This window comes from Chryseobacterium sp. MIQD13 (assembly GCF_050496705.1).
Classification (GTDB): Bacteria; Bacteroidota; Bacteroidia; order Flavobacteriales; family Weeksellaceae; genus Chryseobacterium.
The window spans coordinates 615,826-640,037 of the sequence record NZ_JBNWAF010000002.1 but is presented as its reverse complement, the minus strand read 5'-3'; the positions used below and the strand labels follow the sequence as shown (position 1 = coordinate 640,037).

Genomic DNA, 24,212 nt, shown 5'->3' with positions numbered 1-24,212 from the left:
TAATCTACTAAAAAACAATACAATGTCCAATATAGGAAAAATTATTAGGGTAAATGAATTACCTCCTGTAGGAGAAAGAGAAACAAATGTCATTTATCAAGTAGCTGTACCCGGTGCAGCTACTTATACAGACTATGCCATTGATGAAAATGGAGATATGAAAACCCATGTAACAGATTCTACTAATCTTGATATGAGCGATAGTCTTGTTAAAATTTCTGACCCTGATATCCAGTCAGAAGGAATTATAAATCAGGCTCAATTTAATAAAGAGATTAAGGGGGATCTGGATCATAAACTTGACACTCCTTCAGCAGACGGAAATATTCAGGACTTTCCAACAGTTTTAGGTATTGATGCTAATGGTAATACAGCAAAACTACCTGCCGGTGATCTGGGGAAAAACGTTGCAAACTCTTCTTTAACTACGGTATCCGGCGCCGGATTGACACTGGGTGCCAACTGGGTACTTAACACTTCCGGGCTTTATTATTCAATAACAGGGTTAGCTGATGCTTCAAATGATTCAACATTTAATACCTTATTAACTCAAAACTCTTCCGGAAGAGTAGCTAAGTCAAATGGAAAATTTGCGTTTACGAGCTTACCTGCTTTACTTTCTGAATCAGAGAAAACAACATGGAAAACAGCAATGAACGGGGGGTGGACTACAAACACAATGAGTGTGGCCGTTATCTTGCCCCCAATCGTTGATAAACAGGATAGAGATTACTTCATTACGTTAAAAGGAGCTAACTTAAATCTAAATCCAGCCAGCTTTTCTGTAGAGATTATGAATAGTACAGGTACAACTGTGATAGCTACTGTCCCGAATTCACAGGTACAATTATATACTAATGGAATTGACCTTGTGTTTTACTACAACTTTAAGAATTTACCGCTCGGAAATTACAAAATCAGACTATGGAATGGAGTGGCTTACTACACCACCAATCCTACAATCAACGTGATCGATTTGCTTACACCGGTCAGTTTATCCGGGTTAAGCTGGAACATGTTAAATAATACTGCAATATGTCCCGTTGTAGATCTTACAACAGCTTCAGGAACATCAATACATAGGGCACGGAATACCAATGAACAATTTGTGGGAACAAATCAAGATGCAGTTTCATTCAAGAGTAGTGTTCTCATTCCTTCAGCAATTGCGGACGGGGATTTCTACCTTGAAATAACGAACACGACATCTGGTGTGCATTATTATGATGGAGCATTTGGCTATGATTATGGCTTGGTAGATGCTGCTCAGCCACTTTCTCATTCTATGCAAATTTTGGCAGGAATAAGGAGAAATTATTTTCTTGATGAAAGAATCCTTCCGGATAATATTGCGGTTAATGGTAGTAATACCAATACTTCAACAGGTCTTAATAGAACTTCAAAACTTTACATAACAAAAAAAGGAAATGTAGTTAATATGAGCAGTATTAATAATGGCCAGTTTACAACTGTTGTATCAACTTGGTTTCAACCAAACGGGGTAGATTTGGCGCTTTTCGCGAATTTTAATAGCTACAGCAATAGTAATAGCAATAACGGGGCGAACATTCAAACGGATATTTACATTAATTCACTAATCCAATTATAAAATTATAAACGAGCAATTAAAAATATCAACTCAAATACAAGCTTTAATCAACGAAATTGAAAATATTGGGTAAACTTTTAACAAGAGAAAAAATAGAAAGGTCTAATGTATTCATAATATTTCCTATAATCAAAAAAAGGAGATTTCAAATCCGGACGAAAAATTATATCTGCCAATTCCTTATTTGGAAATATTGATTTTTTAGCGATCTCTGATGAAACAGCCCACTATCCAATCAAAACGTTGATTATAAAGTAGACGAGATAAATAAAGTAAGAATAACAAATATTACAGGTATATAAGGCAAACAGATTAAAAAACTAGAACCTTGTCCCTAAACCAGCGTGAAACCCACGCTGGCTTTTATTTTTCCGAAACAAATTCGTTAAAATTTCAAAATTTTATTCACAGTAAATCAATGTGTTGTAATAAAAATTCATCATTTTTTCAAAATTCCATGCAAGATTTCCCAAAAACCGGATTTTATAGATGAGTACTCAATACAATTAATGTTTAATGTTAAAAAAATAATGAAATGAAGAATTTAATAGTACTTAAAGTTATTACTGCCGTTTTGGTTGTCTCAGTTATCTTCTCCCTGTTCTCATGCATGAATGAGGACAGGATAGAAGTACCACCTGTAAAATTAGAAGATGTTAACGGAAATTATAAAGGACGGCTGATTACTATTCAGGGAGAGTCCAAAGCAGAGAAGATTGTGGATTTTAAAATAAAAAAAGACACCCTTGTATTTCCGGAGTTTCCGGTAAAAGAAATTATAACGGCAGTCGTAAAAGATCCGATAAAAGTAGAGGCTGCCTTAACAGCAATGGGAAAAATAAAATACAACCTCAAATATGAATCTGTATTGAATGCTGAAAAAAATTGGGTAGAATTCACTTTTACACCCAAGGAGCTTGAACTTCAGATTCCGGTGGACGGAGTCACTAAAAAGACGGTTGTAACACTTGTGGCAAAACAGAAGGGATATTTCTCAGGATTGGATTACACAATGAGATTTGCTCTTGCAGCAGAGAAGATAACCGTAAATGGAACAGTACTGAGCCCCTTTGAGACTATCTCCTACAATTTTCCATACTGTATAAAAACTAGTTGATAGATATATAATATAAACAATAGATTGTGGTTTGCCGGATGCGGTCTATTTTTGCTTTAAAATTTAATCGGTATTAAACCGGACCCCAAGTCGTACATGGAAGAAAACAAGGAGCAGATTTTGCTAAGACGCCTTCTCACGAAGGAAGAAGCTGCCTGGAAAGAACTTTTCGGAAACTATTCCGGAAGCCTTGCCGGGGTCTGTTCCCGTTATCTTTCAGGAAAAGATGATGTTCATGATGTTCTTCAGAATAGCTTTGTCCAGATGTTCCGCTCTATAGGAGCATTTGAATACAGAGGCAATGGTTCATTAAAAGCCTGGATGGTTCGGATTACCGTAAACGAAGCTTTAAAATATATAAGGCAGCATCCCGGCAATACAACAAATGATGACTTTTCGGAGTTTCCTGATATTCCTAATGATGAAGAACCGGATCTTGAGGAAATTCCCGAGGCAGCCATTATGAAAATGATACGGTCACTTCCGGATGGGTACAGAATTGTTTTTAACCTGTTTGTGTTTGAGAAAAAGAGCCACAAAGAGATCGCCGGGCTTTTGGGAATAGCAGAAAACTCTTCGGCCTCACAGTTCCATAGGGCAAAAGGACTGCTGGTTCAGAAAATTAAAGAATTTAAAATGTCAAAAAAAGCACAGTATGAATAATCAGTGGCTAAATGATCTGCACAGGAAAATGGAAGACCACGAAGAGGATATTCCGGATGGGCTGTGGGAAGATATCAGGAACGAACTTTTTTCCAAAGAGGAAGAAAACGGGGTTGCCGGAGGTATGATGCTTGGAACTGATAATAAAAAAGAAAGTGAAACTATTTCAGGCAGTAAAAGAAATTCTCTTTTGTACCGTATCAGTGGAATTGCTGCAGCCATTGCTATGCTATTCTTTACAGGGAAACTGTTACTGGAAATGAATGCAGAAAAAGGGAGCCATAAAATAGTAAAAGCATCTGAAAATAAACATAATACAGAAAAAGAAGATAGAAAGATCACAGAGCCGGTAAAAGTAAATACAAACGAGCTTGTCAATACCCAGCAAGATGAAAAATATAACAGTCATGAAAATATATTGACAAAGCAATCAGGTATCAGTTCGATTTTAGAAAATATATTTAGCAAAGAAGTCATTAATAATAACAGAACGACAGGACTTGCGGAGAAGCAAAACAGTTCAGTGCCTTTAGCAAAAGAAGAATTACCTGTTTATAACCCTGCTTCTACAAACGAGGATAACCCGGTATTGAAGAAAGAACAAGATGTAGAAGAAATTTTTAATAATCCGGAAAATAACATTCCGGAAAAATATGCAGGTAATGATAAAGTTAAAATTTACGGACACCGGTCTAAAAAATGGATGTTGAGTATGCTTGCAGGAAATGTTTCTTCAAACTCAGCTGAACAAAAATTCCCAGGCTATGCTTCCATAAGCGGAAGTCCTATGACTTTTAGCGACGTATGGATTTCTGGAACAGAACCGGACCCTCTCACAGAAGTTCTGCTGGCTAATCAGAGCAAAGAAGTTGAAGCAAGGATAAGGCATAAGATCCCTGTAACATTTGGACTTTCTGTATATTACAATATCGGCAAAAGATGGGGGATAGGAACAGGAATCAATTATACAAAACTTACTTCAGAACTTCACTCCGGAAGTAATTCAAACTATATAAAGGGAGACCAGAGCATTCATTATATAGGCATTCCGGTACAGGTAAACTATAATGTTATTCAGAAGGGCCGCTTTACAGGATATGTTACCGGAGGAGTGCTCGTAGAGAAGGCCGTTGCAGGAAAGCTTAAAACTAAATACATAGTAAATGACGAGGTACAGGATACACAGGAAGAACGTATTGATGTTAAGCCTGTACAGTTTTCAGTGAATTCAGCTGTGGGATTACAGATGAAAATTATTGATAAAATCGGGATATATGCAGAACCGGGAATCGGATACCATTTCAAAAATGACAGTGAGCTGAATACCGTTTACAAAGAAAAACCTTTGAACTTTAATATGAAGTTCGGAATCAGGCTATTATTGGACTGATAACCCGAAATAATACCAAGCCAAACCATTAAATATTTATATATGAAACCAAAACTGATTTTTTTGGCTTTACTATTCATGTCTTTTCTGAATATAAAAGCACAGTGCAATCCCACTATTACAAGCCCCAGGCTAGGCGTACAATTTCCGGATAAAATTGTGTTCTGCAATACCGAAACAGAAATACTTTCCACACAAGCATTCGGAACTTACCAATGGTACAAGCAGGAATGGACGTGGCAAACGCCTAATAACAATCCCTGGACCGCAATTCCTGGGGCTACTTCACAAACATTAACGATCAATGGGAATGATGACCAGCTGTATTACTTTAAAGTAGCGGTTACACAAGGAGACTGTATAGCAGAAAGTCAAGCTGTTATGGCTGACGGATTTGCCTATGCACTCCCTGCAATGATCAGTATTATGGAACCCGGAACTTTTGAGGTAGTAGGACAGGGAGAGCTTAATGTATGTACAGGAGCATCCGTAAAATTTGATGATGCCTTTCCTGACCTGTATGGGACACATGTTTGGTACAAATGTATTCCGGGCAGCCCTCCGCCATCTCCCGGAGATCCTTGTATAATTAGTGGTGTGACTGGCGATTCTTATATAGCCACAGGCTCCGGGGAATATGGATTTTATGCATGTACCGAATACTGCCCGGATCAGTGTGAATTTTTAGGAACAGGCAACTTTGTAAAAGTCAATTTCGGAAACTGGGAATTCTGCAGTCTCGGAACTGATGAGGTAAAGCGTAAAGAAAACAGCCTCAGAATTTATCCAAACCCTACAGCGCAATTCCTTTATATTGGAAAAGAATCAGATAAAATTTACAAAGAAATCTCCATTATTGATATGTCTGGAAAAGTGGTCTTAAAGAAAAATGATCACCGTTTTAATGATGCTATCGATGTAAGCCGACTTGCACCTGGAAATTATATTATTATTTCCAAAGACCCTGAGGGAAATACTTATAAAAATAAATTCATCAAAAAATAAATGGTTTATATTCCTTAGTTAGTTTTTTTTAATCACTGATAAGCCGGTACAGAGAGCGTCTGTATCGGCTTGTCTTTTTTAAGAATATTTTCTTTTAAAATATGATCGAGGTCAGAAAACTGTCCATGCAAAAGGAGATTTTCTGAAATAATATATTATTTACTTTTACAAAAAACACCAATCATGTTAGTTAAAATTTATGGAAGCGCTATCCATGGCGTTGCTGCACAAACCATTACTATTGAGGTAAATGTAGATACCGGAGGAGTAGGATATCATCTTGTGGGTCTTCCCGATAATGCAATTAAAGAAAGCAGTTACAGAATCTCTGCTGCACTGAAGAATGTTGGGTACAAAATTCCCGGTAAAAAAATCACGATTAATATGGCTCCTGCAGACCTCCGGAAAGAAGGTGCTGCTTATGATCTCTCCATTGCTATTGGCATTCTTGCTGCATCCGATCAGATTCTTGCTGAAAATATTCATCATTATATCATTATGGGGGAGCTCTCCCTTGATGGAAGCCTTCAGCCTATAAAAGGAGTTTTGCCTATAGCTATTCAGGCGCGGGAAGAAGGTTTCAAAGGAATTATTCTTCCAATGCAAAACACCAGGGAAGCTGCAATTGTAGATAATCTGGAAGTATATGGTGTAGAAAACATTAAAGAAGTAATTGATTTTTTTAATGAAAGAAAACCTATCAATAGAATTATACTGGATACCAGAAAAGAATTTCAGGACAAAATAAATGATTTTCCTTTTGATTTTTCAGAAGTTAAAGGCCAGGAAACAGCTAAAAGAGCAATGGAAATAGCCGCTGCAGGCGGTCATAATATTATTCTGATCGGCCCTCCCGGAAGTGGAAAGACCATGCTTGCCAAAAGAATTCCCGGCATTCTTCCTCCTTTAACCCTGAAAGAAGCTTTGGAAACAACGAAGATACATTCCGTAGCCGGTAAAATGGGCGCCGAAACCTCTCTCATGACGGTGAGACCTTTTCGGTCGCCGCATCATACCATTTCAGATGTTGCATTGGTAGGAGGCGTGTTAATTTGCAAAGTAAATGCGAATTTGCAAAGTAAACGAGAAAAACTACAAAGTAAATGCAAAAATGCAATAAACATTAATGCATAACGGATTTGAAATTAATTTACATTACTGTAAAATGAAAAATAGAAGTAATATTAAATCTTGTAAAGTAAATTCATGATGAGACAGTTATAAATATCAATTTATCATTCTTGAACATAAAGATTTCTGTTCTTTAAAATGTGAAAAGAAATACAAAATTAATTATTTAAATAAATGATTTTCCTTTTATTTAGATTAATTTCAAACAATATGACTATTCATTTTATGATAAGGTAAATAGATTCCAATTTTGTAAGAATAATTTTGTAATTATAAATAATACGACAAGTTTTGTCGCATTTGGATATTATTTTTGTATTAAAATAAATACTTTAAAGTAAACAATAAAATATGATAAAATTCATATTAAATCTCATTCATAGGATCTTAATAACTCTTAAAAAATGTTAAATTAGCAAAATTAAATTAATACTTACTCAAAAGACAACATTAGAATGAAAAAAATTTACTTCGGTGCATATATGATATGTACTGTTTTAGGTGTGTCTGCTCAGGAAGTTATCTGGCAAAAAGATATAAAGTCCAATACTCAGGATTTTCTAAGCCAGGTAACAACTACAATAGATGGACAATACTTAATTGCAGGAAGCTCAATTCAGGCTACTCCTTCGACAAGCTCAGGAACCTCAAACCAAAAACAGAACAATGGTTATGATTTCCATTTGGTAAAGCTCAATCAACAAGGTCAGGAAGTTTGGGAGAAGTACTTTTCAGGAAATAACCATGATTATTTATCTGCTTCAGTCGCAACACAGGACGGAGGTTTTCTTGTTACAGGAACTACATATTCTTCAAAAGGCCTTGATAAAAAAGGAGATTCCAAAGGTGGGTCAGATATCTGGTTCATCAGATTAAATGAATTTGGCGATGAATTATGGCAAAAAACTTTAGGAAGTTCTTTCGATGAAGAAGCCAGATCAGTTATCCAAAGTACAGATTTAGGATTTTTTGTGACTGGGAATGTTCAGAATTCCGCAAAAGGTTACGGGTCTAAAGATGTTTTGATTATTAAGCTTGATAAAGATGGTAAAACAATGTCTGAATCTGTATTGGGAGGAAAAGGCCTTGATGAAGTTGAAAAAATGATTCCTACTAAAGATGGTGGTGCTTTGTTAGGGATCTATTCAAGAAGTACTACAGGCGGATCAAAGAAGACTGAAAACTTTGGCGAGGGAGATTACTGGATCATTAAGCTAAACAAAGAAGGTAAGCCTGAATGGGAAAAAAACTTTGGAGGAAAAGGTGATGATCATCTAAGAACATTGTCATTAACATCTACAGGTTATTTAATTGGTGGAGAATCCAGATCAGAAAGATCAGGAAACAAAACCTCAGAAATAGAAGAAGGAACCGACCTGTGGCTGATCTCATTAAACGAAAGAGGTGAAGAGATCTGGCAGAAGTCTTACAATTTTGGGAATAGGGATATTTTGATGGGAACAAGTATACTTCATTCAGCAGACGATAAATCTTCCAAGGGAATTTTATTAGGTGGTTATACCCAGGCTGAGGGCCGTATAGAAACAGACGATGAAACCTTTTGGATGCTTTATTTGGATGCCAATGGAAATGAGCAGTGGAGAAAACATGTGAAAGGAGAATCCAGAAAAAGAGAGGAAAGATTATCTGATATTAAGCTGAACAAAGATGGTTCTATTATTCTGGCAGGAACAAGCGCAGAAGAACTTGGAAAAGAAAACTGGAAGATTGTAAAGCTTGGAGATAAACAGCTTGACCAGCTGATCGAAAAGCAGGAAATCAAGATCTATCCGAATCCTGTTTCAGAGTATACTTATGTGGAAATAGGCTTTGATTTCAAAGAAGCTGATATTATGCTTTACGACATGGGAGGAAGGCAGCTTCAAAGCTTGAAAACGAAAAATAAAGTAACAAAGATCAATACCCAGAACTTGATTCAGGGAGCTTATCTGATTACGATAAAAACAGACGCTGATAAAACAACAAATGCTAAATTGATCAAAAAATAAATTAAACTGAAATGAAAAAAAAATATATTTCGTCAACATTATTATTAATTTCATTATCGATAACAAAAGCTCAAACAGACGTAAAGGATATTATTAATAAAAATACACCCAATGTAACAACACCAGACTTGACAAGATTTTTAAGGTATAACGATTTTCCTAACGTTGAATTTATTGGAGCAACCAATATTGAGGTTCCCATTTATAGTATTAAGCTAAATGACCTTGAAATTCCAATTAAACTCACATACAATACCAAAGGAAACAAAGTATCTGAAATTGCATCGAACGTTGGCTTAGGTTGGATGTTGACAGCAAATGGAAATATCTCCAAACAAGTAAATGATATTGAAGATTTTAGTTTTCATGACGCTCCATTTTTAGAAGATCCACATAGCCAATTTGAACCAGCAGGTCCAGTTGATATGAGAATAACCAGAGGATATTTTGAAAATCAAGTTTACAATGTTTTATCTCCGGATTTTAAAATTGATTCTTCACCAGATTCCTATATAGTTAATGCACCAGGTTTAAAAACAAAATTCTATTTGCAAAAAGATCCGACTATCTGTCCTCAAAATAATTGTAGCATCAGTACATATCGATATATACCTAAATTTCTCGATGTTAACTCATATAAAATAGAGCCATTAACTAAAGGTACCGGCGGAATAAGTTCAGATCATGGAGATCCTTCGAATGCTTTCCAAAAAATTGTACTTTACAACGGTAAGGGATATGAGTATAATTTTATAAATCCAAGTGGGACCTCACTTACAAAACCGTGGGAATATAATTATAATTTTAGGGTTATGATGGGGAGTCGTATTGAAGATAGAACAAATACATGGTATTTGGATTATATAAAATCCCCAGCTAATCAAAAAAAAATAGAATATATATATGAAGATTATACTATAAATTATGAAAATCCCGTAATACAGAGATCTGATGAAGGGTTTGGGCAATTGGGATTAACTTCAACTTGGTTTAAAGAAGGAACAGCTCCTACTCCTAACTGGTATGGAGCGCAAGATATTAATTATACAGACGTTATTTATACAAAAAATTTCGGAAATAAAAGATTAAAGAAAATAAATTTTGAGGAAGGAAGTGTTGACTTTTATTACAATACAAGACAGGATTATGAAGATAAATCTTTAAACAAAATTCAAATTATGGATAAAAGTGGAAAGATTATCAAGATTGTTGATTTTTATTATTCTTATTTTTTACCCAAAGATTCCAATTGTTCTGATGATTATAATTGCCTAAGATTAAGACTCGACAAAATTGTCGATTCCAATAGTGGTGAGTACAGATTTAATTATGGTATTAATAATTCGGATAATCTATTCCCTCAAAGGTATTCTTCTAAAACTGATTATCAGGGATATTTTAATGATAACAATTCTGATATTCCATTAAATATAACGGAAGCATTATCACATCGTCATGATACATATTATCCGATGCCTAAAATGTACTATTATCCCGATCTTATAAAAGACAATTTTTTACCCTTTAAACTGAATGGTATCACTAATTTCAGTACAGTTGGGGATATCGATAAAACACCCAATGAAAAATCACTTATAGGTTTATTAAGCCGTATTACATATCCTTCTAACGGAAGCCTGGCAATTGAATATGAAAATGATGATTTTGAGTATTTAGGCACTGTTTATAAAGCAGGGAGTGCAAGAGTAAAAAAAATGAAGTATTATGGAAATGATGGAAATATTGTACGTCAGATAGAATATTCTTATAAAAATGAAAATAACCTTTCTTCGGGACAGATTAATTATTTCAAACCACCTATTCCAACTCATACTACGGTAGTCACATCTTATGAAATCCCTTTAGAATTTAACAAAGACGGAATAGTTGGATATTCCAGAATAGAGGAAATAGAATCCGGTAAAGGCAAAAAAGTAAAAAAATACAGTAATATAAGTGATTTTCCGGATAACCTTCCGGTAATAAATCCTGATGGGTGTTCTTTAACAGCAAATGAAATAAGTATGCTGAAAAAATATAAATTTCCTTTCAAAAACTTAGAAAATTTTAGTAACCGAAGAGGAAATTTAATTTACGAAGGTTATTTTAAAGAGAATTCAACATCACCGATCTACGAAGCCTTTAACACATATGATTATTATGAGAAAACAAAATTGAAATTAAGCAATATTGTTCACAAAAGTACAGGCATAAATTCTGAACCTGGATATAGTCCTGATCCTGGGTGCTCAATACTATCAGAATCATATTTAATTACCAATCAGGTTAATTTAACGGATACAATTAAAAAGAGTTATTATGATCAAGGAGTAGTGCAAAATGACGAACAATATATCTATGATATAAATAAAAATCAACTCAAAAAAACAAAGAAAATATCGAGTTCAGGAATTATTGAAACTAATTACAAAAATTCGGAAGATAAAGGAATTACGAAGTTGATCAATAACAACATCATTGATGATCCATTAGAAATAGAAACTATCAAAAAGAAAGATATTAATGACAGTGGAAAGGCAATTTCCAAAGTTGAAACAAAATATGATGATCCTGCTACTATATATCCTACTTCAACATTGTCTTATGATATTCAAAATAATGCTTTATCCAATGAAATTACCTACGATAAATATGATACTAAAGGTAATTTACAACAGTATACCACCAAAAATGGTATTCCTATAACATTTATATGGGGGTACAATCAGACTCAGCCGATTGCCAAAATTGAAGGCGCGAAGCTATTAGATATCTCACAGACATTAATTACTTCTATTATTAATGCTTCTAATGAAGATGCCATTCCTCCACAAGGGGTTACAGCAGAACAAGCAGAGCAAAATTTAATATCAGTTTTGGATACATTCAGAAAGGATCCCGGTTTAAAAGAATATAAAATTACAACTTATGTTTATGATCCACTTATTGGGGTTAAGGTAATCACTTCTCCCACTGGGTTGAAAGAATTTTACAAATATGATACTGCAAACAGATTAGAAAAAGTAGCTGATTTAGATGGGAATATATTGAAACAATATACCTACAATTATTCTCCAACAATATATTATAATAATCAGAAAAGTCAGAACTTTACAAGGAATAATTGTGGATTAAATGCTATAGGTGGGGCTTATACATATATCGTAAATGCTGATCAATACTCCTCAATAATAAGTCAGGCAGATGCAAATCAAAAAGCACAAAATGATATTAATGCTAATGGGCAAAACATGGCTAATGTTAATGGCATATGTACTCCTATATCCTGTAGTCTTTCTTTTAATTCATCAGTAGGTATAGCAGGTGGCGGAAGTGTTTCTGTTGCACCCAATTCTTATTATAGGATATCTTTTGGATTTTCTTCCGGATCAAACTCAACCAATTTACCGTGGACAGCAGGTGTAAAAGTTGCAACCATAATAGGAAGTTGTAAACCGATAACAGAATATAATTCCTACAATGGACAAGTGTATTATACTATTAAAACCAATGGTGATGTTACCTTAAAAACACATACAGGAACTGCTTTGCCTAATAATACATCATACAATTACGATTTTTATTTCCCAATAAACTAAAACGCATGAAAAAAATAATTATTCCAATCAGTACGTTGTTTGTAACAGGTATTATGTATGCTCAAACTACAAATACAGAAAACTATATACGAACACAAACATATCTTGAACCCGTCACTTCATCCAGTTCAACAGCGAAACAGATTGAAAATGTGCAGTATTTTGATGGTTTGGGAAGGCCTAAACAGATAGTTGATGTAAAAGTATCCCCACAGGGAAAAGATGTTGTAACCCATGTTGAATATGATCAGTTTGGAAGACAGTTGAAAGAGTATCTTCCTGTTCCGCAATCTGGGACTCAAAACGGAGCTATTTATACTAATCCTTTAGCTAATTCTACTCAGCCCGACATTTATGGATCGGAAAAAATTTATTCAGAAAAAGTAATGGAAAATTCTCCTTTAGACAGAATACTTGAACAAAGACAGATAGGAAATGCATGGAATGGCAAACCTATTAAATTTAAGTATGAAACTAATGTTGATGGAGAAGTGAAAAAATATACTACTACAACATCATGGGTAAATAATGCCACTTCTTCTTCTATTACTTTATCAGGAACATATGGAACCGGACAATTGTATAAAAATACAATTACCGATGAAGACGGAAATAAATCCATAGAATTTAAAGACGGGAATGGACAGCTTATACTGGTTAGAAAAGTGGTAAATGATACTGAAAATGCCGATACTTATTATGTGTATAATGATTTTGGACAATTAGCTTTTGTAATTCCACCATTAGCTTCTGTATCAGTATCTTTGGACTTAACCATACTTGATAATCTCTGTTACCAATATCATTACGATAACAGAAACAGACTTGTAGAAAAGAAAGTTCCCGGCAAAGGATGGGAATATATGGTATATGATAAGCAAGACAGATTAGTGCTGGCTCAGGACGCCAATTTGAGAACTACTACTAATAATAATTTTGGAGGAAAGGGATGGCTGTTTACCAAATATGATCAATTTGGAAGAGTGGTTTATACAGGATTCTTTACCAATACGGCAACAAGAACAGCTATGCAGACCGCTATCAATAATATGTCTTCTAATGCAGGAAATAATGAAAAAAGAACGACTATTCCTATTACGCAAAATGGAATGGATGTATATTATACAAAAGATGCTTTTCCAACAGGAAGTATGACTATTCTCAATGTTAATTATTACGATACTTATCCCGATTATAGCTTTAACCCGTCATTTCCAACAGAGATTTTTGGCAAACAGATTATGACAGATAATTCTATAGGAAATAATACAAGTACCAATACTCTTCCTGTAATGAATTTAGTAAAGAATATTGAAGACAACAACTGGACAAAGAATTATACTTACTATGATGTTAAGGGAAGACTGGCAGGGACATATTCTATCAATCATTTAGGAGGATATACCAAAACGGAATCTGATCTTGATTTTGCAGGAATAGTTTTACAAACTAAAGTTTATCATAAAAGGCTCAATACAGATGTCGAAAAAATAATTACTGAAACTTTTGAGTATGATAATCAGAACAGATTATTGTTGCATAAGCATCAGGTCGATAATAATCCTGTCGAGGTTTTAGCTCAAAATAAGTATAATGAACTTTCTCAACTCATTAATAAAAAAATAGGAAATGATTCTCAAAGTATAAACTACACCTATAATATTAGAGGTTGGGTAACTAAAATGAATGATCCTTTAAATTTGGGGAGTAATTTATTTGGCTATGAAATAAAATATACAAATCCTATCTATGCTTCTTTAACTTCAGGAAGTTATAACGGAAATATTGCAGAAATAGACTGGAGATCTTCAAATGATGGAATATTAAAAAGATATACATATCAATATGACACTCTTAACAGATTGATAAAAGGAAATTATGATGAGCCTGAAAATTCGGCAACATATAACCATTATTTTGATGAGGAATTAACATATGATCTTAACGGAAATATTAGAACACTGAAAAGGTTTTCCAGACCTTCGGTAGGAACAATTCCTGAAAAAATTGATGATCTGATCTATAATTACCAAAACAATAATCTAAGTAATAAACTAGATAAGGTTACACTTCCTTCGGGTATGGTCAATAATAGTTCAGGGTATAACGCTTTACAGAATATTTTTGGTTATGATGATAATGGAAATATGACCAATCATCTAGATACGGGAAAAGATAAAATAAAATATAATTACCTTAATTTAATAACCGAAACAAGTGCATATGGTGGGAATGAAACAACAAAGTACTTATATCAATCCAACGGAACAAAAGTAAGAAGAATTGAAGAGCTTCCTATTTTTATAAAATATAAAAAAATAACAGATTACTTGGATGGGTTTCAGTATGAAACAGTAGAGAATGATCCAGTTGGCAATATTTCAACTCCCCAGCTGTCACTTAAATTAATTCCTACCTCTGAAGGATATTATGATTTTGAAAAAAATAGCTATATTTACAATTATAAAGATCATTTGGGTAATATAAGAGTAAGTTACATGTATAATTCCAAGATGGGAATTCAGATACTTGATGAGAAAAGCTACTATCCTTTTGGATTAACTCACTCAAATTATTCGATTCTAGCTTCAGGTTTATTTCCTTCTTATAATTACGGTTATAATGGTAAGGAGTATCAGTCTCTATTGAGAATGAATGATTATGGTGCGAGAATGTATATGCCTGAATTAGGAAGATGGGGGGTGATTGATCCTTTAGCAGAACAAATGAGAAGATGGTCTCCTTATACGTACGGTTTTGACAACCCCATAAGGTTTATCGATCCTGATGGAAGAAATAACAGTGATTTTGATAGAATGATAAACGATTGGGCTTCTGGAGTGAATGCTGCAAATGCTACTCCTCCAAGTACAGATGTTCAGAAAAATAAAGACGGGACTTATACAGTTGTAAATGCTAAAAATGACGGGGATAATAATGTATATGTTACGAACAATGGTAAAAGAACAGGCGAAGTAATAGCGCAAACAATGACTCCTTATGATTTTATGGGAACAAACGATTCAACAGGTGAGTTTTTCTTTGATAAAAAAAATTCGGGAGTAACATTTGATTTAAATAATTTAGGAGTTACGGCAAGTGTAGATGGGCATACAATCATAAACGGAGATGCTAATGCATTATTACAATGGGGTAGACAGATATTCACAAATGAAGTTGAAAAACAAAGTCCAGCAACTTTTATTGGAAAACTACAGATTCTTAAATATTTATCAGCAAATTTTGATGCTAAAAATGGGACAGGTATATTAGATATAAAGTCGAGTTTAGGATTAAATAAGTATACTCCTGTTCAAAATGGTAATACAGCAGATGGCAAACCAATTTTAACAACTTTAAGGGGTATGGGGAATATAATCTTTGGTGCAAACTTAAGGGCTACTAAGCCTAGCTTTTATCTTAATATAGATTATTATCATACTACTATGACACAAGTAGGGCAATATAATCAGAAGCAAAATCATGGAAATGGATACAATTCTAGGTATCCGTATTATGGAGAGCATACGTACTCAGGAAGTTATATTTATATGGGATATTGGAAACATTTTTATAATAAGTAATATGAGAAAAATAATTTTAGCCTTACTTTCTATTTTCGTAATATCTTGTGTCCCAAAATTTGAACCAAACAAAAAAGAAGACAGACTTTATTTTAAAGAAATAAAAAGTGGAAATATGTTATTACAATGGTTTTATTATTCATCTGCTGTTTCTGAATCTCCTGAATATATTGTTCTGAATAAGAACAATAAAGAGGATACTATTGTTGTTTCTACAAATATTGCAGATATAAATTTAGATCGAGATAGTATGAAGATTTCATTTTATGGAAAACCTACAAGATATAATGAAAGTACGAAAGTTACTCTTAAAAACTATCCAATTAAACTAGATACTACAGTCGTATCTGATGGTCCCAAATATAGAAAAACATATAAAAAACCTGATAGATAAATTTTAATAGTGCATATAAGGGGTAGAAATTTCTACCCTTTTATTTTAATTAGTCAGTGCAAAGTTGGAAGTTTTAGCTTTAAATCCTCAATTATCTCCAAGCAGCCGTCCCGTTAGATACATAATACTAAGTCTCAAAAAAACAATGAAATCAAATATTAAGGTGAATAATGTGGATTTGTTAATGCAGGATATTATTTTCTTAATTAAAAAAAGCCTTGAAAACTAATTTTATTGTGAAAGTTTAGACCTTTTCCAACCTATACACATAAAAATAACAAGAGAAACATTAATTCAGAATTACTCAGATCAGGAAATTCAGGAAGCCTTATACAAGAGCTATTTTAAGAATGATTGATATAATTTCATATTCAAGTTCCACTATTTATTTTACAACATATCAATTTTATATTAATAAGCTTTATGAAGTTCATTTTTCCTTAAATAGAATAATGGATAAAATATTGTAAAGTATTTAGAACAAGAGAGAATGATTGATAAATTGTAGTGGGATAGATGATTGCTCTCACTGAGAAATTTATTAATAAGAGATATTTTAACGCAATGATAGAGAATTACATACAATATGCTGGCGGATATCAAAAAGATGATATTGATGAAAGGGATATAATAAAAGCTATATCAGACATTCAATTAATGGATGAAGAACATGGAGTCTTTTGGGTTTCAGTAATTACAGATAATGAAAATGTAATTGAAGTAAATAAAGATTTGTCACTTTTTTTAATTTTTGAAGGAAATCAAACCGAATGTCAAGCAAAAGATTGGAACGAAGTAGCAGAACTTTATAAGCTACTATTGCTTAAAAAATTCGAGCTAATAGCCTCAAGAATTAATAGTTTATAAAGTATATTATCGATGGAAAGGTTAACGCCACAAGAAGTAATGTGTATTTCTAATAACCTCTATAAAACTATGGCTTTATGATATTATTAATTGTAGTAATTGATAATAGCATGCATAAGTCAGGAAATTAATCTAATTTTTAATTAGAAATTGCCGCTTAACAATTTTGTTTTTCTTTATCACAGGAATAAAATTTATTTTTACAGTAATTTATCCAATCTTTTATTTGTATTTTCAAACACATTTTTATAGCGAAAAAGATTAAATCTTTTTCCTCTTTTTTTAATTTTTATATTGTTAATTCCTAGTTTTACAAGTTTGCTTAATAAGGGATTAACTTCGCTTTCAGGTATTTTTAAAATCACCTTTATCATATTGCTGCAAATCCATTAATTTTTATTTTACAATTTATCCTCTATGGCTAGAAACAGCTTTCATAAACGAAAGCCACCATCCTACAACAGTGAAGCCTAAAAATGTGTTTATAAAAAAGACAGTTATAAATCTATATTTTATAATTGGGATTCTAAAAAAACCTACAATTGTCGGAAGAAAATAAATCAATAGGATAATCCTAAAAAAAAGTGATCCGTCACTTTTTGAACTAGTTGTTGAAATTAGTAGTAACATAATACTTTTACCTTTTTAATCAGTTCTGTGATAAAAATTAACCAAATAAGTTTCAAATATAAAAAATAAAATTAAAAAAGCCACTAATAAGATACGCCTTTTTAGTGGTAACATAAACGAGGTATATTTCTAAGCTTTGTATTCTCTAATTGAGATTACATGGAGGAAAAAGAATTTTTAAAAGCAGAAGTCCTAAAGAAACTTGGTAAGAGGATAAAAGAGATCAGGATTGCCCAGGGATATTCAAGCTATGAATATTTTGCTTATGAGCATAATATATCTAGAGCTCAATATGGCAGGTACGAAAAAGGTGAAGACTTACGATTTAGTACTTTAGCAAAAGTTATTAGTGCTTTTGGGATGACCATGAATGAATTTTTTGCTGAAGGGTTTGAAGAAGATGGGATATAATTTGTAAAGTGTATTCTAGATAACTCTGTATTATGAAAACATCTACAGATTTGATCATGCAAGGGTATAGAATAAATAAATTTCGTCTACAGAATCTTCAAAATAAGCCAATGTATTTGCTTTGTTAAGTTCTAAAAGCTTTCACAATTTTTTAAAAATATTAAATTTTTCATTTAATTTGAAGTTCAACTTCTTGTATTTACAAGAGATAAACTACAATAATGTCAATAATACTTTCAGAGTTACCTAGTAAGAATAATGGCTATTGGGAAATAGTCAATTTTCCGTACGCATTAAAAGGATATCAAAATCAGCTATTAGCTAAAACTGAATTTATCCATAAACTCTATGACAAGGAGAAAAATAAATATGTATATGGAGAGGCTAAGTATATTGAGGTAGCATTATCATTATTGATGGAAATTAGGATTGGGGATATTTTTAGTTGTGCAACAAAAGAAATAAAAATAAAAGAAAAGCGAACTGAAAGAAATTTTTTCTTCGATGGTAGGCTGGAGCATAATTTAAAAATATTTGATTATGAGCGGTTTAAGAAATTTGATAATTTCTTGTTTTCCGAAACTGCAAATGGATCTTTTTATTATGAATTTGAATACTTTGTTAATGAAAATGATGGAAAGAAAAGGCATATAATTATTCCTTCTGTGGTTATAGCTCAAGCATTCTTTTTTAAAGATTCTACTTTTATAGAACTTTTATATGAAAATAACCTGAGAGGAGTTGCAGGGAAATATAATAAAGACTCAATTAAAACCGAAGAAGACAAAAAGATAGGGGTTTTTAAGTATGATAATTCCAATACAAATATCAAATATTCAACGGGTAAAGCAATAGGAGAATTTTTATATTCTTACGATGATTCTTTGTTTTATGAATTAGAAAAAACGAATAACATTCAATACTTATCAACAATTAATGATAGTTCAAAAATCCATTTTAATTATCAAATACCAATACATAAGGCTCTAAATTTGACATTAGAAGGAACCTATTACACTTCAGTTGATGAAGTTATTTTCTTGGCTAATCATATTTCAAATTTTGAAGGATATAAAGGGCATAAACTTAAAATCTTTACAGTTGATAGAATAGAGATTGCGCCTCTAATCGATAAAAGGTCTACAGATAAAAGGAGCGAAAAGGAAGAAATTAGAATAAATCATACTAAACATTTTAGAAAGCCTCTTAGAAAATTCATAAAAAGAAATAATAATATATCAGATTCTAAGCTAGGTGAGCTCGATTTAAAAATTAAAGATGCAATTTTTAATCTTATTAAAATTTCCAAATTAAAAAAAGAAGATCAAAAATATAAGTATACCTCAGAAACCTCAAGCGTTACTAATCAAACAGAAGAGACTTCACATAAGAAATCTGATAATTTAGAATCTGGAATAACAAAAGTAAATGGTAGCGAATATGATAAAACTAATAAAGAGACAGTTTTTAGTTATTTGACCGAGGTAATGAAAACTATAAAACAAAATCATCATCAAGATATAAAAATAATGATTTTAAAAGATAATTTTGAAGGGTATGAAATTTATAGAATATGTGATATTAATATAGAAAATAATGTATACTTCATTGAAGACTTTCATGATAGAATACAGATTATTCACTCTGAAGATCTTACCAAGTTAAAACGGATGGATTTTGAGAGAATCTTTATATTGTTAAAAAATAAAAAATATAATTGGCAAAAAATTAAAGAGGATGACAAAGCATCTGATGGAATCGTATTTGGAACATCTATTAATAAATATTCGAGAAAAGAAACTAACAGTATTAAGAATGGTTATCAGAAAATAATTAAAAGAATAAATGAAATATTTTGTTTATCTATAGAAGCAGCTATTTAGTGTAGTATCTTCAAACTAGAATTTATTTAAAATTGAAGAGCAAGTGATAGATTTTAAATTCTTTTTCTTTCCTTTTATGAGTACTTTCAAAAGTAAAATCATTATTAAATATAGAGTTTTCAGAAATTCCATTGTCAATAAGACATCCATCTTGGTCTTCGAAAGAATGCTGTAATTTTTCAATAATTTTCTCTTTTATTTTTCTCATTTCTCCAATCAGAATAAAACCAATCATCCCTCCAAAACCTTGTTCTTGTGAGTATTTTCCATTAAAATACCTATATACTCCCCCATCATTTTTTTTCTCAACATATACATATTCATTAATTAAATTTTGTCTAGTAGATAAGTTTTTACATTCCAGAGAATAATAATTCAATTTATCTGATACTTGATTAATCCAATTACTATGTTGAAACTTTAAATCATAGAATCCCTTAATATCATATTTTGATTTAGGTTCTTGGTTGATGATAATCCCATGATAATGAACTTTTTTATCAATATTTTCAAGCCAATATACGATATAACTTTTTATAACATCCTCAATCTCTTTTTTCTTTCCTTGAGGCTTATTATTTTCGTTTTCTATTCTTAATTTTAATTCTTCTTTAGAGTAATTTTTATAAAAGTTCAATAGATGATAATGTACTAAATTAATCCAAAAACAATCATCTAATTTTTGTGTCAGGGACCGTTTAGGGATATATTTTTGCTCTGGGACAATAATGTATTCTCTATCCATTAATATATACATTTAATATATCCTGACCATCTTCAAATGCTTTCGTTTCACTCCAGTTAGTATTGTCATCAGTTTTTAAAATATATATGCAATCATCTCCATAGAGTTTTTCTTGAAAAGCCAGAAAGTTTTCATTGGGATTTGATTTGAAAATTTCAATAAGTGTATACTGATTTACTTTTTGGGCACTTGGTTTTTCTGATTCTGAATTATTTAAAAATATTCCTAATACCATAAAGTTAAAATCTTTATAATGAAAATGACTATATTTAATAGAGGTATTAAAATATATTTCTATAGTATCATTTAATACTTTTTCATAAAGCTTAATCTCAGATAAGCTAATTTGAGTTTTAGGCTTAAAGTAATCTCTTACTCTCTGTTTTTCCAAATACGAAATATTATAAATTTTATATATTATTTCATCTAATTTTTTCTGGTTGAAATCAGAAAATTCGATCTTCCCATCATTTAAATCTTTTGATAATCTAGATAAATTAATAAATAATTCATCTTCAATATATTTTGGAAAAGGAATGTTTTTAATTGCTTCATATCCGATTTTTGGGTACGAGCTATCGTTTCGCTTTCTAAACTTTATATCAATATAATAGTTAATTAAACTTGAATTTAGGATGGCTAATATCACATATTCATACTGTTTTTCTTTTGGAAAAATAGAATAAATATCAAAATTATAATATATATGTTCTTGAGATAAATATGCTTTTAGAGAACTACCGACTCTGTTTATCAATATCTTATCTGTAGTATAAATGTTTTCGCTTCTAATCCTCTGGAAATTTGATTTGTCCCCAATATAGGTTTTAAAGTTATTGTTTAATTTATAATTAGAGAGATTGCTCGGCATTGCTAGTGGAGTAGGAAAGTTAATATCCTTAGTTGAGCCTGTATACTTTTGCTTGAACAGGTCAGAGTAATATGTACGTTGACTTTTATTTAAAGATTTCCAATCTTTTTCTGAAAGTTTAAATTCTTCAATAATTTGTTCTTTCCCAACAATTTGAAGACCATTATTGATGTAATCTTTTGTCCCCTCAAGTATGGTTAAAAAATTTATTAGTTTTTCGTTATTTTGCTCTAATTTTCTAATTAACTCTAAATCATAGTCATTGCTAAACAAATAATCTCTTAAAAATATTTGCTTTAGTTTTAAATCTTCTTGATTTAAGACAATTATAGAATCCGGATTAATAATTAATAACTCAAAAGGTTTTTGAGAAAAAAGCCCCATTTTTACAGGATAATATTTTATCAAATTACCTGTTGTTTTTACATTGTTGAAAATTAAGACATTAACACTTTCATTTGCGTTTTCAAATAGAATTTTTTTGACTTTTGTTAGATCATATATCTTTTCAACCGAATAGTTATTATAAAAAAAGTTTTGAAATTCTATTGAATTATCATTATAAAAATTTGAATTGTTTGATACGAAGCCAAAACGCGTATTAACATGGCTCCAAACTTTAATCTTTATAAAAAAGCATTGAGAAATTTGATGTTTACCGACAATTTTTTCAATTGAGAAAATTTTATTGTCAATAGATATATCATTCTTTATGAATTCATATTCTTTATCATTCTGGCTTATTTCAAAAAATGGGGGATTTCCCACAATGTAATCAAACTTTTTATCTTCAAACAGGTTCTCATCCGTAGTTAAAGTATTTTTACAGATAATATTTTCAAAAAAAGAATGGTGATTTTTAAATAGTTCAACTTTTTTATTTATTCTTAACTCTTTTGCGATATATTGTTTTAAGTCTTCCTGATTCAACCCTTTAAATACTTGAAGTGAAAGAGAGAAAAGAGTAAATCGTTGAGCTATTTTTTGTTTCTCTATTCCGAAAATATTATCAGATAACAATTCAATTCGCCTTCTAATAATACTTTCTATAGAATTTGATTGTTCTGCTTCTTTGAAAAGAATATCATTTTCCAAAAGTTTTTGAAAAGCAACAATAAGAAACATCCCAGAACCACAAGACGGATCGAGAACACTACCAATTTTTCCATTTGGAATAACGTCATCAACAATTAGTTGGGCTAATTTCTTAGGAGTATAATAAATTCCATTAGCTTTTTGCTTATCTGTCAAAAAAACTTCGTATATATAGCTGATAAATTCAACAGGTAAAATATCGAATTGAAAATCAAAAAGACTTAACTGTCCTGAGGATGTTGTTCCAGAAATTGAATGATAAATTAGATCACAAACATCTTTTGTTAAATATTCTTTTTCAATTTTAGGATTATCAAACAATTTATTATCAAAGATTTCATGTATGATTTCAAATAATCGATTAAGATTATTATAATCATTTTTTTCGAGCAAACTTTTATATCCGGAACATTCATTTCCATAATAATGCTCATAAAAAAAAGAGTTTATAATATGGTTATCCTCAAGATATTTAATGTATAAAGTTCTATCAATAAGTGCTTGTACCTTTTCTTCATCATTTATCTTTTGAGAAAGATTCTTTTTGAGTGAATATAAAGTATTTACAAGAATTTTATCAATACTTTTTGATTTCTTTATTTTGTCGAGAAATTCTCTATAATAATGCCAAATCAGGCCATTATCAAATTGAGCTTTGTTGATGGAATCTATTCTATGGTTGTCTTCAGTTCTTCCCTTATTTTTCTGAATTATATCAAACTTATCCATTTCTGCTCTTTTTTCAAAAGGAGAAATTTTAGCATAGTACAAATTTAATCTTGGATTTCCAAACAATGTAGTTTCTTGTTTTAGATCTACTAAAAAAATTAGATCTGCTTGATTTTCGTTCCAGATATATTTTCTCAACAAGATAAATTCATTTTCTTGCAAAGGTTCTAGAATTAAATAGAATGAAGTTCTTGTAGGTTTGGGACATTTATAAAAAAAGACATTATCTTTTATTTTTTCATTTAGATTATCTTCATTATTAATATAGATGCTTCTTGATTCTAAAGTATTTTTAAAATCGAATCCCCTATGTTGAAAAAAATCTTTTATTTCTTGCATTTAATTTGTTGAAAATCAAAAATATAATCAAAAATAAAAATATATTAAAAGAATAATATTAAGCAAAGCAAATATAACCATATTGACAAACATTTAAAAGAAAATATGAACTTATTTAATTGTCTGATATTTAATTATTTA

15 protein-coding genes and 1 pseudogene are annotated in these 24,212 nt (G+C 31.4%); 13 read left to right on the top strand and 3 right to left on the bottom strand.

Annotation, left to right across the window (positions count from 1 at the left end):
• Positions 1-22 precede the first annotated feature (22 nt).
• From ACQWU4_RS09855 to ACQWU4_RS09805, 11 genes and pseudogenes are all read left to right on the top strand, one after another.
• Positions 23-1,609 carry a hypothetical protein gene (locus tag ACQWU4_RS09855; protein WP_429935592.1) on the top strand — a complete coding sequence of 529 codons (1,587 nt, stop codon included), beginning with the start codon at positions 23-25 and terminating at the stop codon, positions 1,607-1,609.
• A gap of 535 nt (positions 1,610-2,144) precedes the next feature.
• Positions 2,145-2,726, top strand: a complete 582-nt coding sequence (locus ACQWU4_RS09850) for a DUF4840 domain-containing protein (RefSeq protein ID WP_429935591.1) — start codon at positions 2,145-2,147, stop codon at positions 2,724-2,726.
• 96 nt (positions 2,727-2,822) lie between these two features.
• A complete protein-coding gene (locus ACQWU4_RS09845) occupies positions 2,823-3,389 on the top strand; it encodes an RNA polymerase sigma factor (RefSeq protein WP_429935590.1) in 567 nt (188 codons plus the stop codon).
• Complete coding sequence (locus ACQWU4_RS09840) at positions 3,382-4,779, top strand: outer membrane beta-barrel protein (protein ID WP_429935589.1); 1,398 nt, start codon at positions 3,382-3,384, stop codon at positions 4,777-4,779. The genes ACQWU4_RS09845 and ACQWU4_RS09840 overlap by 8 nt, the downstream gene beginning before the upstream one ends.
• A 42-nt stretch (positions 4,780-4,821) precedes the next feature.
• Complete coding sequence (locus ACQWU4_RS09835; protein WP_429935588.1) at positions 4,822-5,784, top strand: T9SS type A sorting domain-containing protein; 963 nt, start codon at positions 4,822-4,824, stop codon at positions 5,782-5,784.
• 183 nt (positions 5,785-5,967) lie between these two features.
• Positions 5,968-6,828 (top strand): annotated as a pseudogene (locus ACQWU4_RS09830) (YifB family Mg chelatase-like AAA ATPase); the annotation flags it as partial.
• Between the two features lie 542 nt (positions 6,829-7,370).
• Positions 7,371-8,924 (top strand): T9SS type A sorting domain-containing protein, encoded by a 1,554-nt coding sequence (locus ACQWU4_RS09825; RefSeq protein ID WP_429935587.1) that lies wholly within the window; start codon positions 7,371-7,373, stop codon positions 8,922-8,924.
• A gap of 11 nt (positions 8,925-8,935) precedes the next feature.
• Positions 8,936-12,523: a DUF5977 domain-containing protein gene (locus ACQWU4_RS09820; RefSeq protein WP_429935586.1), complete on the top strand. Its 3,588-nt coding sequence runs from the start codon at positions 8,936-8,938 to the stop codon at positions 12,521-12,523.
• A gap of 5 nt (positions 12,524-12,528) precedes the next feature.
• Positions 12,529-16,107 carry a DUF6443 domain-containing protein gene (locus ACQWU4_RS09815; RefSeq protein ID WP_429935585.1) on the top strand — a complete coding sequence of 1,193 codons (3,579 nt, stop codon included), beginning with the start codon at positions 12,529-12,531 and terminating at the stop codon, positions 16,105-16,107.
• Between the two features lies 1 nt (position 16,108).
• Positions 16,109-16,501 carry a hypothetical protein gene (locus ACQWU4_RS09810; protein WP_429935584.1) on the top strand — a complete coding sequence of 131 codons (393 nt, stop codon included), beginning with the start codon at positions 16,109-16,111 and terminating at the stop codon, positions 16,499-16,501.
• Positions 16,502-17,017: 516 nt separating this feature from the next.
• Positions 17,018-17,368 (top strand): hypothetical protein, encoded by a 351-nt coding sequence (locus ACQWU4_RS09805; RefSeq protein WP_429935583.1) that lies wholly within the window; start codon positions 17,018-17,020, stop codon positions 17,366-17,368.
• Positions 17,369-17,776: 408 nt separating this feature from the next.
• Here the strand turns inward: ACQWU4_RS09805 and ACQWU4_RS09800 are convergent, their stop codons facing one another.
• On the bottom strand, positions 17,777-17,998 hold the full coding sequence (locus tag ACQWU4_RS09800; RefSeq protein ID WP_429935582.1) for a superinfection immunity protein: 222 nt from the start codon (positions 17,996-17,998) through the stop codon (positions 17,777-17,779).
• Between the two features lie 159 nt (positions 17,999-18,157).
• Here ACQWU4_RS09800 and ACQWU4_RS09795 point away from each other — a divergent pair, with 159 nt between their 5' ends.
• Positions 18,158-18,409, top strand: coding sequence for a helix-turn-helix domain-containing protein (locus ACQWU4_RS09795; RefSeq protein ID WP_429935581.1), 252 nt, complete (start codon positions 18,158-18,160; stop codon positions 18,407-18,409).
• 221 nt (positions 18,410-18,630) lie between these two features.
• Positions 18,631-20,292: a hypothetical protein gene (locus ACQWU4_RS09790; RefSeq protein WP_429935580.1), complete on the top strand. Its 1,662-nt coding sequence runs from the start codon at positions 18,631-18,633 to the stop codon at positions 20,290-20,292.
• Positions 20,293-20,314: 22 nt separating this feature from the next.
• Here ACQWU4_RS09790 and ACQWU4_RS09785 read toward each other — a convergent pair whose 3' ends face one another.
• Both ACQWU4_RS09785 and ACQWU4_RS09780 read right to left on the bottom strand, forming a co-directional pair.
• Positions 20,315-21,037, bottom strand: a complete 723-nt coding sequence (locus ACQWU4_RS09785; RefSeq protein ID WP_429935579.1) for a hypothetical protein — start codon at positions 21,035-21,037, stop codon at positions 20,315-20,317.
• Positions 21,030-24,071, bottom strand: coding sequence for an N-6 DNA methylase (locus ACQWU4_RS09780; protein ID WP_429935578.1), 3,042 nt, complete (start codon positions 24,069-24,071; stop codon positions 21,030-21,032). Before ACQWU4_RS09780 ends, ACQWU4_RS09785 begins: the two co-directional genes overlap by 8 nt.
• Positions 24,072-24,212: the final 141 nt, after the last annotated feature.

Excerpts from the sequence above, each read along its gene's own strand:
- ACQWU4_RS09855 (WP_429935592.1), top strand. The coding sequence starts at position 23 with ATGTCCAATATAGGAAAAATTATTAGGGTAAATGAATTACCTCCTGTA.
- ACQWU4_RS09850 (WP_429935591.1), top strand. The coding sequence starts at position 2,145 with ATGAAGAATTTAATAGTACTTAAAGTTATTACTGCCGTTTTGGTTGTC.
- ACQWU4_RS09845 (WP_429935590.1), top strand. The coding sequence starts at position 2,823 with ATGGAAGAAAACAAGGAGCAGATTTTGCTAAGACGCCTTCTCACGAAG.
- ACQWU4_RS09840 (WP_429935589.1), top strand. The coding sequence starts at position 3,382 with ATGAATAATCAGTGGCTAAATGATCTGCACAGGAAAATGGAAGACCAC.
- ACQWU4_RS09835 (WP_429935588.1), top strand. The coding sequence starts at position 4,822 with ATGAAACCAAAACTGATTTTTTTGGCTTTACTATTCATGTCTTTTCTG.
- ACQWU4_RS09825 (WP_429935587.1), top strand. The coding sequence starts at position 7,371 with ATGAAAAAAATTTACTTCGGTGCATATATGATATGTACTGTTTTAGGT.
- ACQWU4_RS09820 (WP_429935586.1), top strand. The coding sequence starts at position 8,936 with ATGAAAAAAAAATATATTTCGTCAACATTATTATTAATTTCATTATCG.
- ACQWU4_RS09815 (WP_429935585.1), top strand. The coding sequence starts at position 12,529 with ATGAAAAAAATAATTATTCCAATCAGTACGTTGTTTGTAACAGGTATT.
- ACQWU4_RS09810 (WP_429935584.1), top strand. The coding sequence starts at position 16,109 with ATGAGAAAAATAATTTTAGCCTTACTTTCTATTTTCGTAATATCTTGT.
- ACQWU4_RS09805 (WP_429935583.1), top strand. The coding sequence starts at position 17,018 with ATGATTGCTCTCACTGAGAAATTTATTAATAAGAGATATTTTAACGCA.
- ACQWU4_RS09800 (WP_429935582.1), bottom strand. The coding sequence starts at position 17,998 with ATGTTACTACTAATTTCAACAACTAGTTCAAAAAGTGACGGATCACTT.
- ACQWU4_RS09795 (WP_429935581.1), top strand. The coding sequence starts at position 18,158 with ATGGAGGAAAAAGAATTTTTAAAAGCAGAAGTCCTAAAGAAACTTGGT.
- ACQWU4_RS09790 (WP_429935580.1), top strand. The coding sequence starts at position 18,631 with ATGTCAATAATACTTTCAGAGTTACCTAGTAAGAATAATGGCTATTGG.
- ACQWU4_RS09785 (WP_429935579.1), bottom strand. The coding sequence starts at position 21,037 with ATGGATAGAGAATACATTATTGTCCCAGAGCAAAAATATATCCCTAAA.
- ACQWU4_RS09780 (WP_429935578.1), bottom strand. The coding sequence starts at position 24,071 with ATGCAAGAAATAAAAGATTTTTTTCAACATAGGGGATTCGATTTTAAA.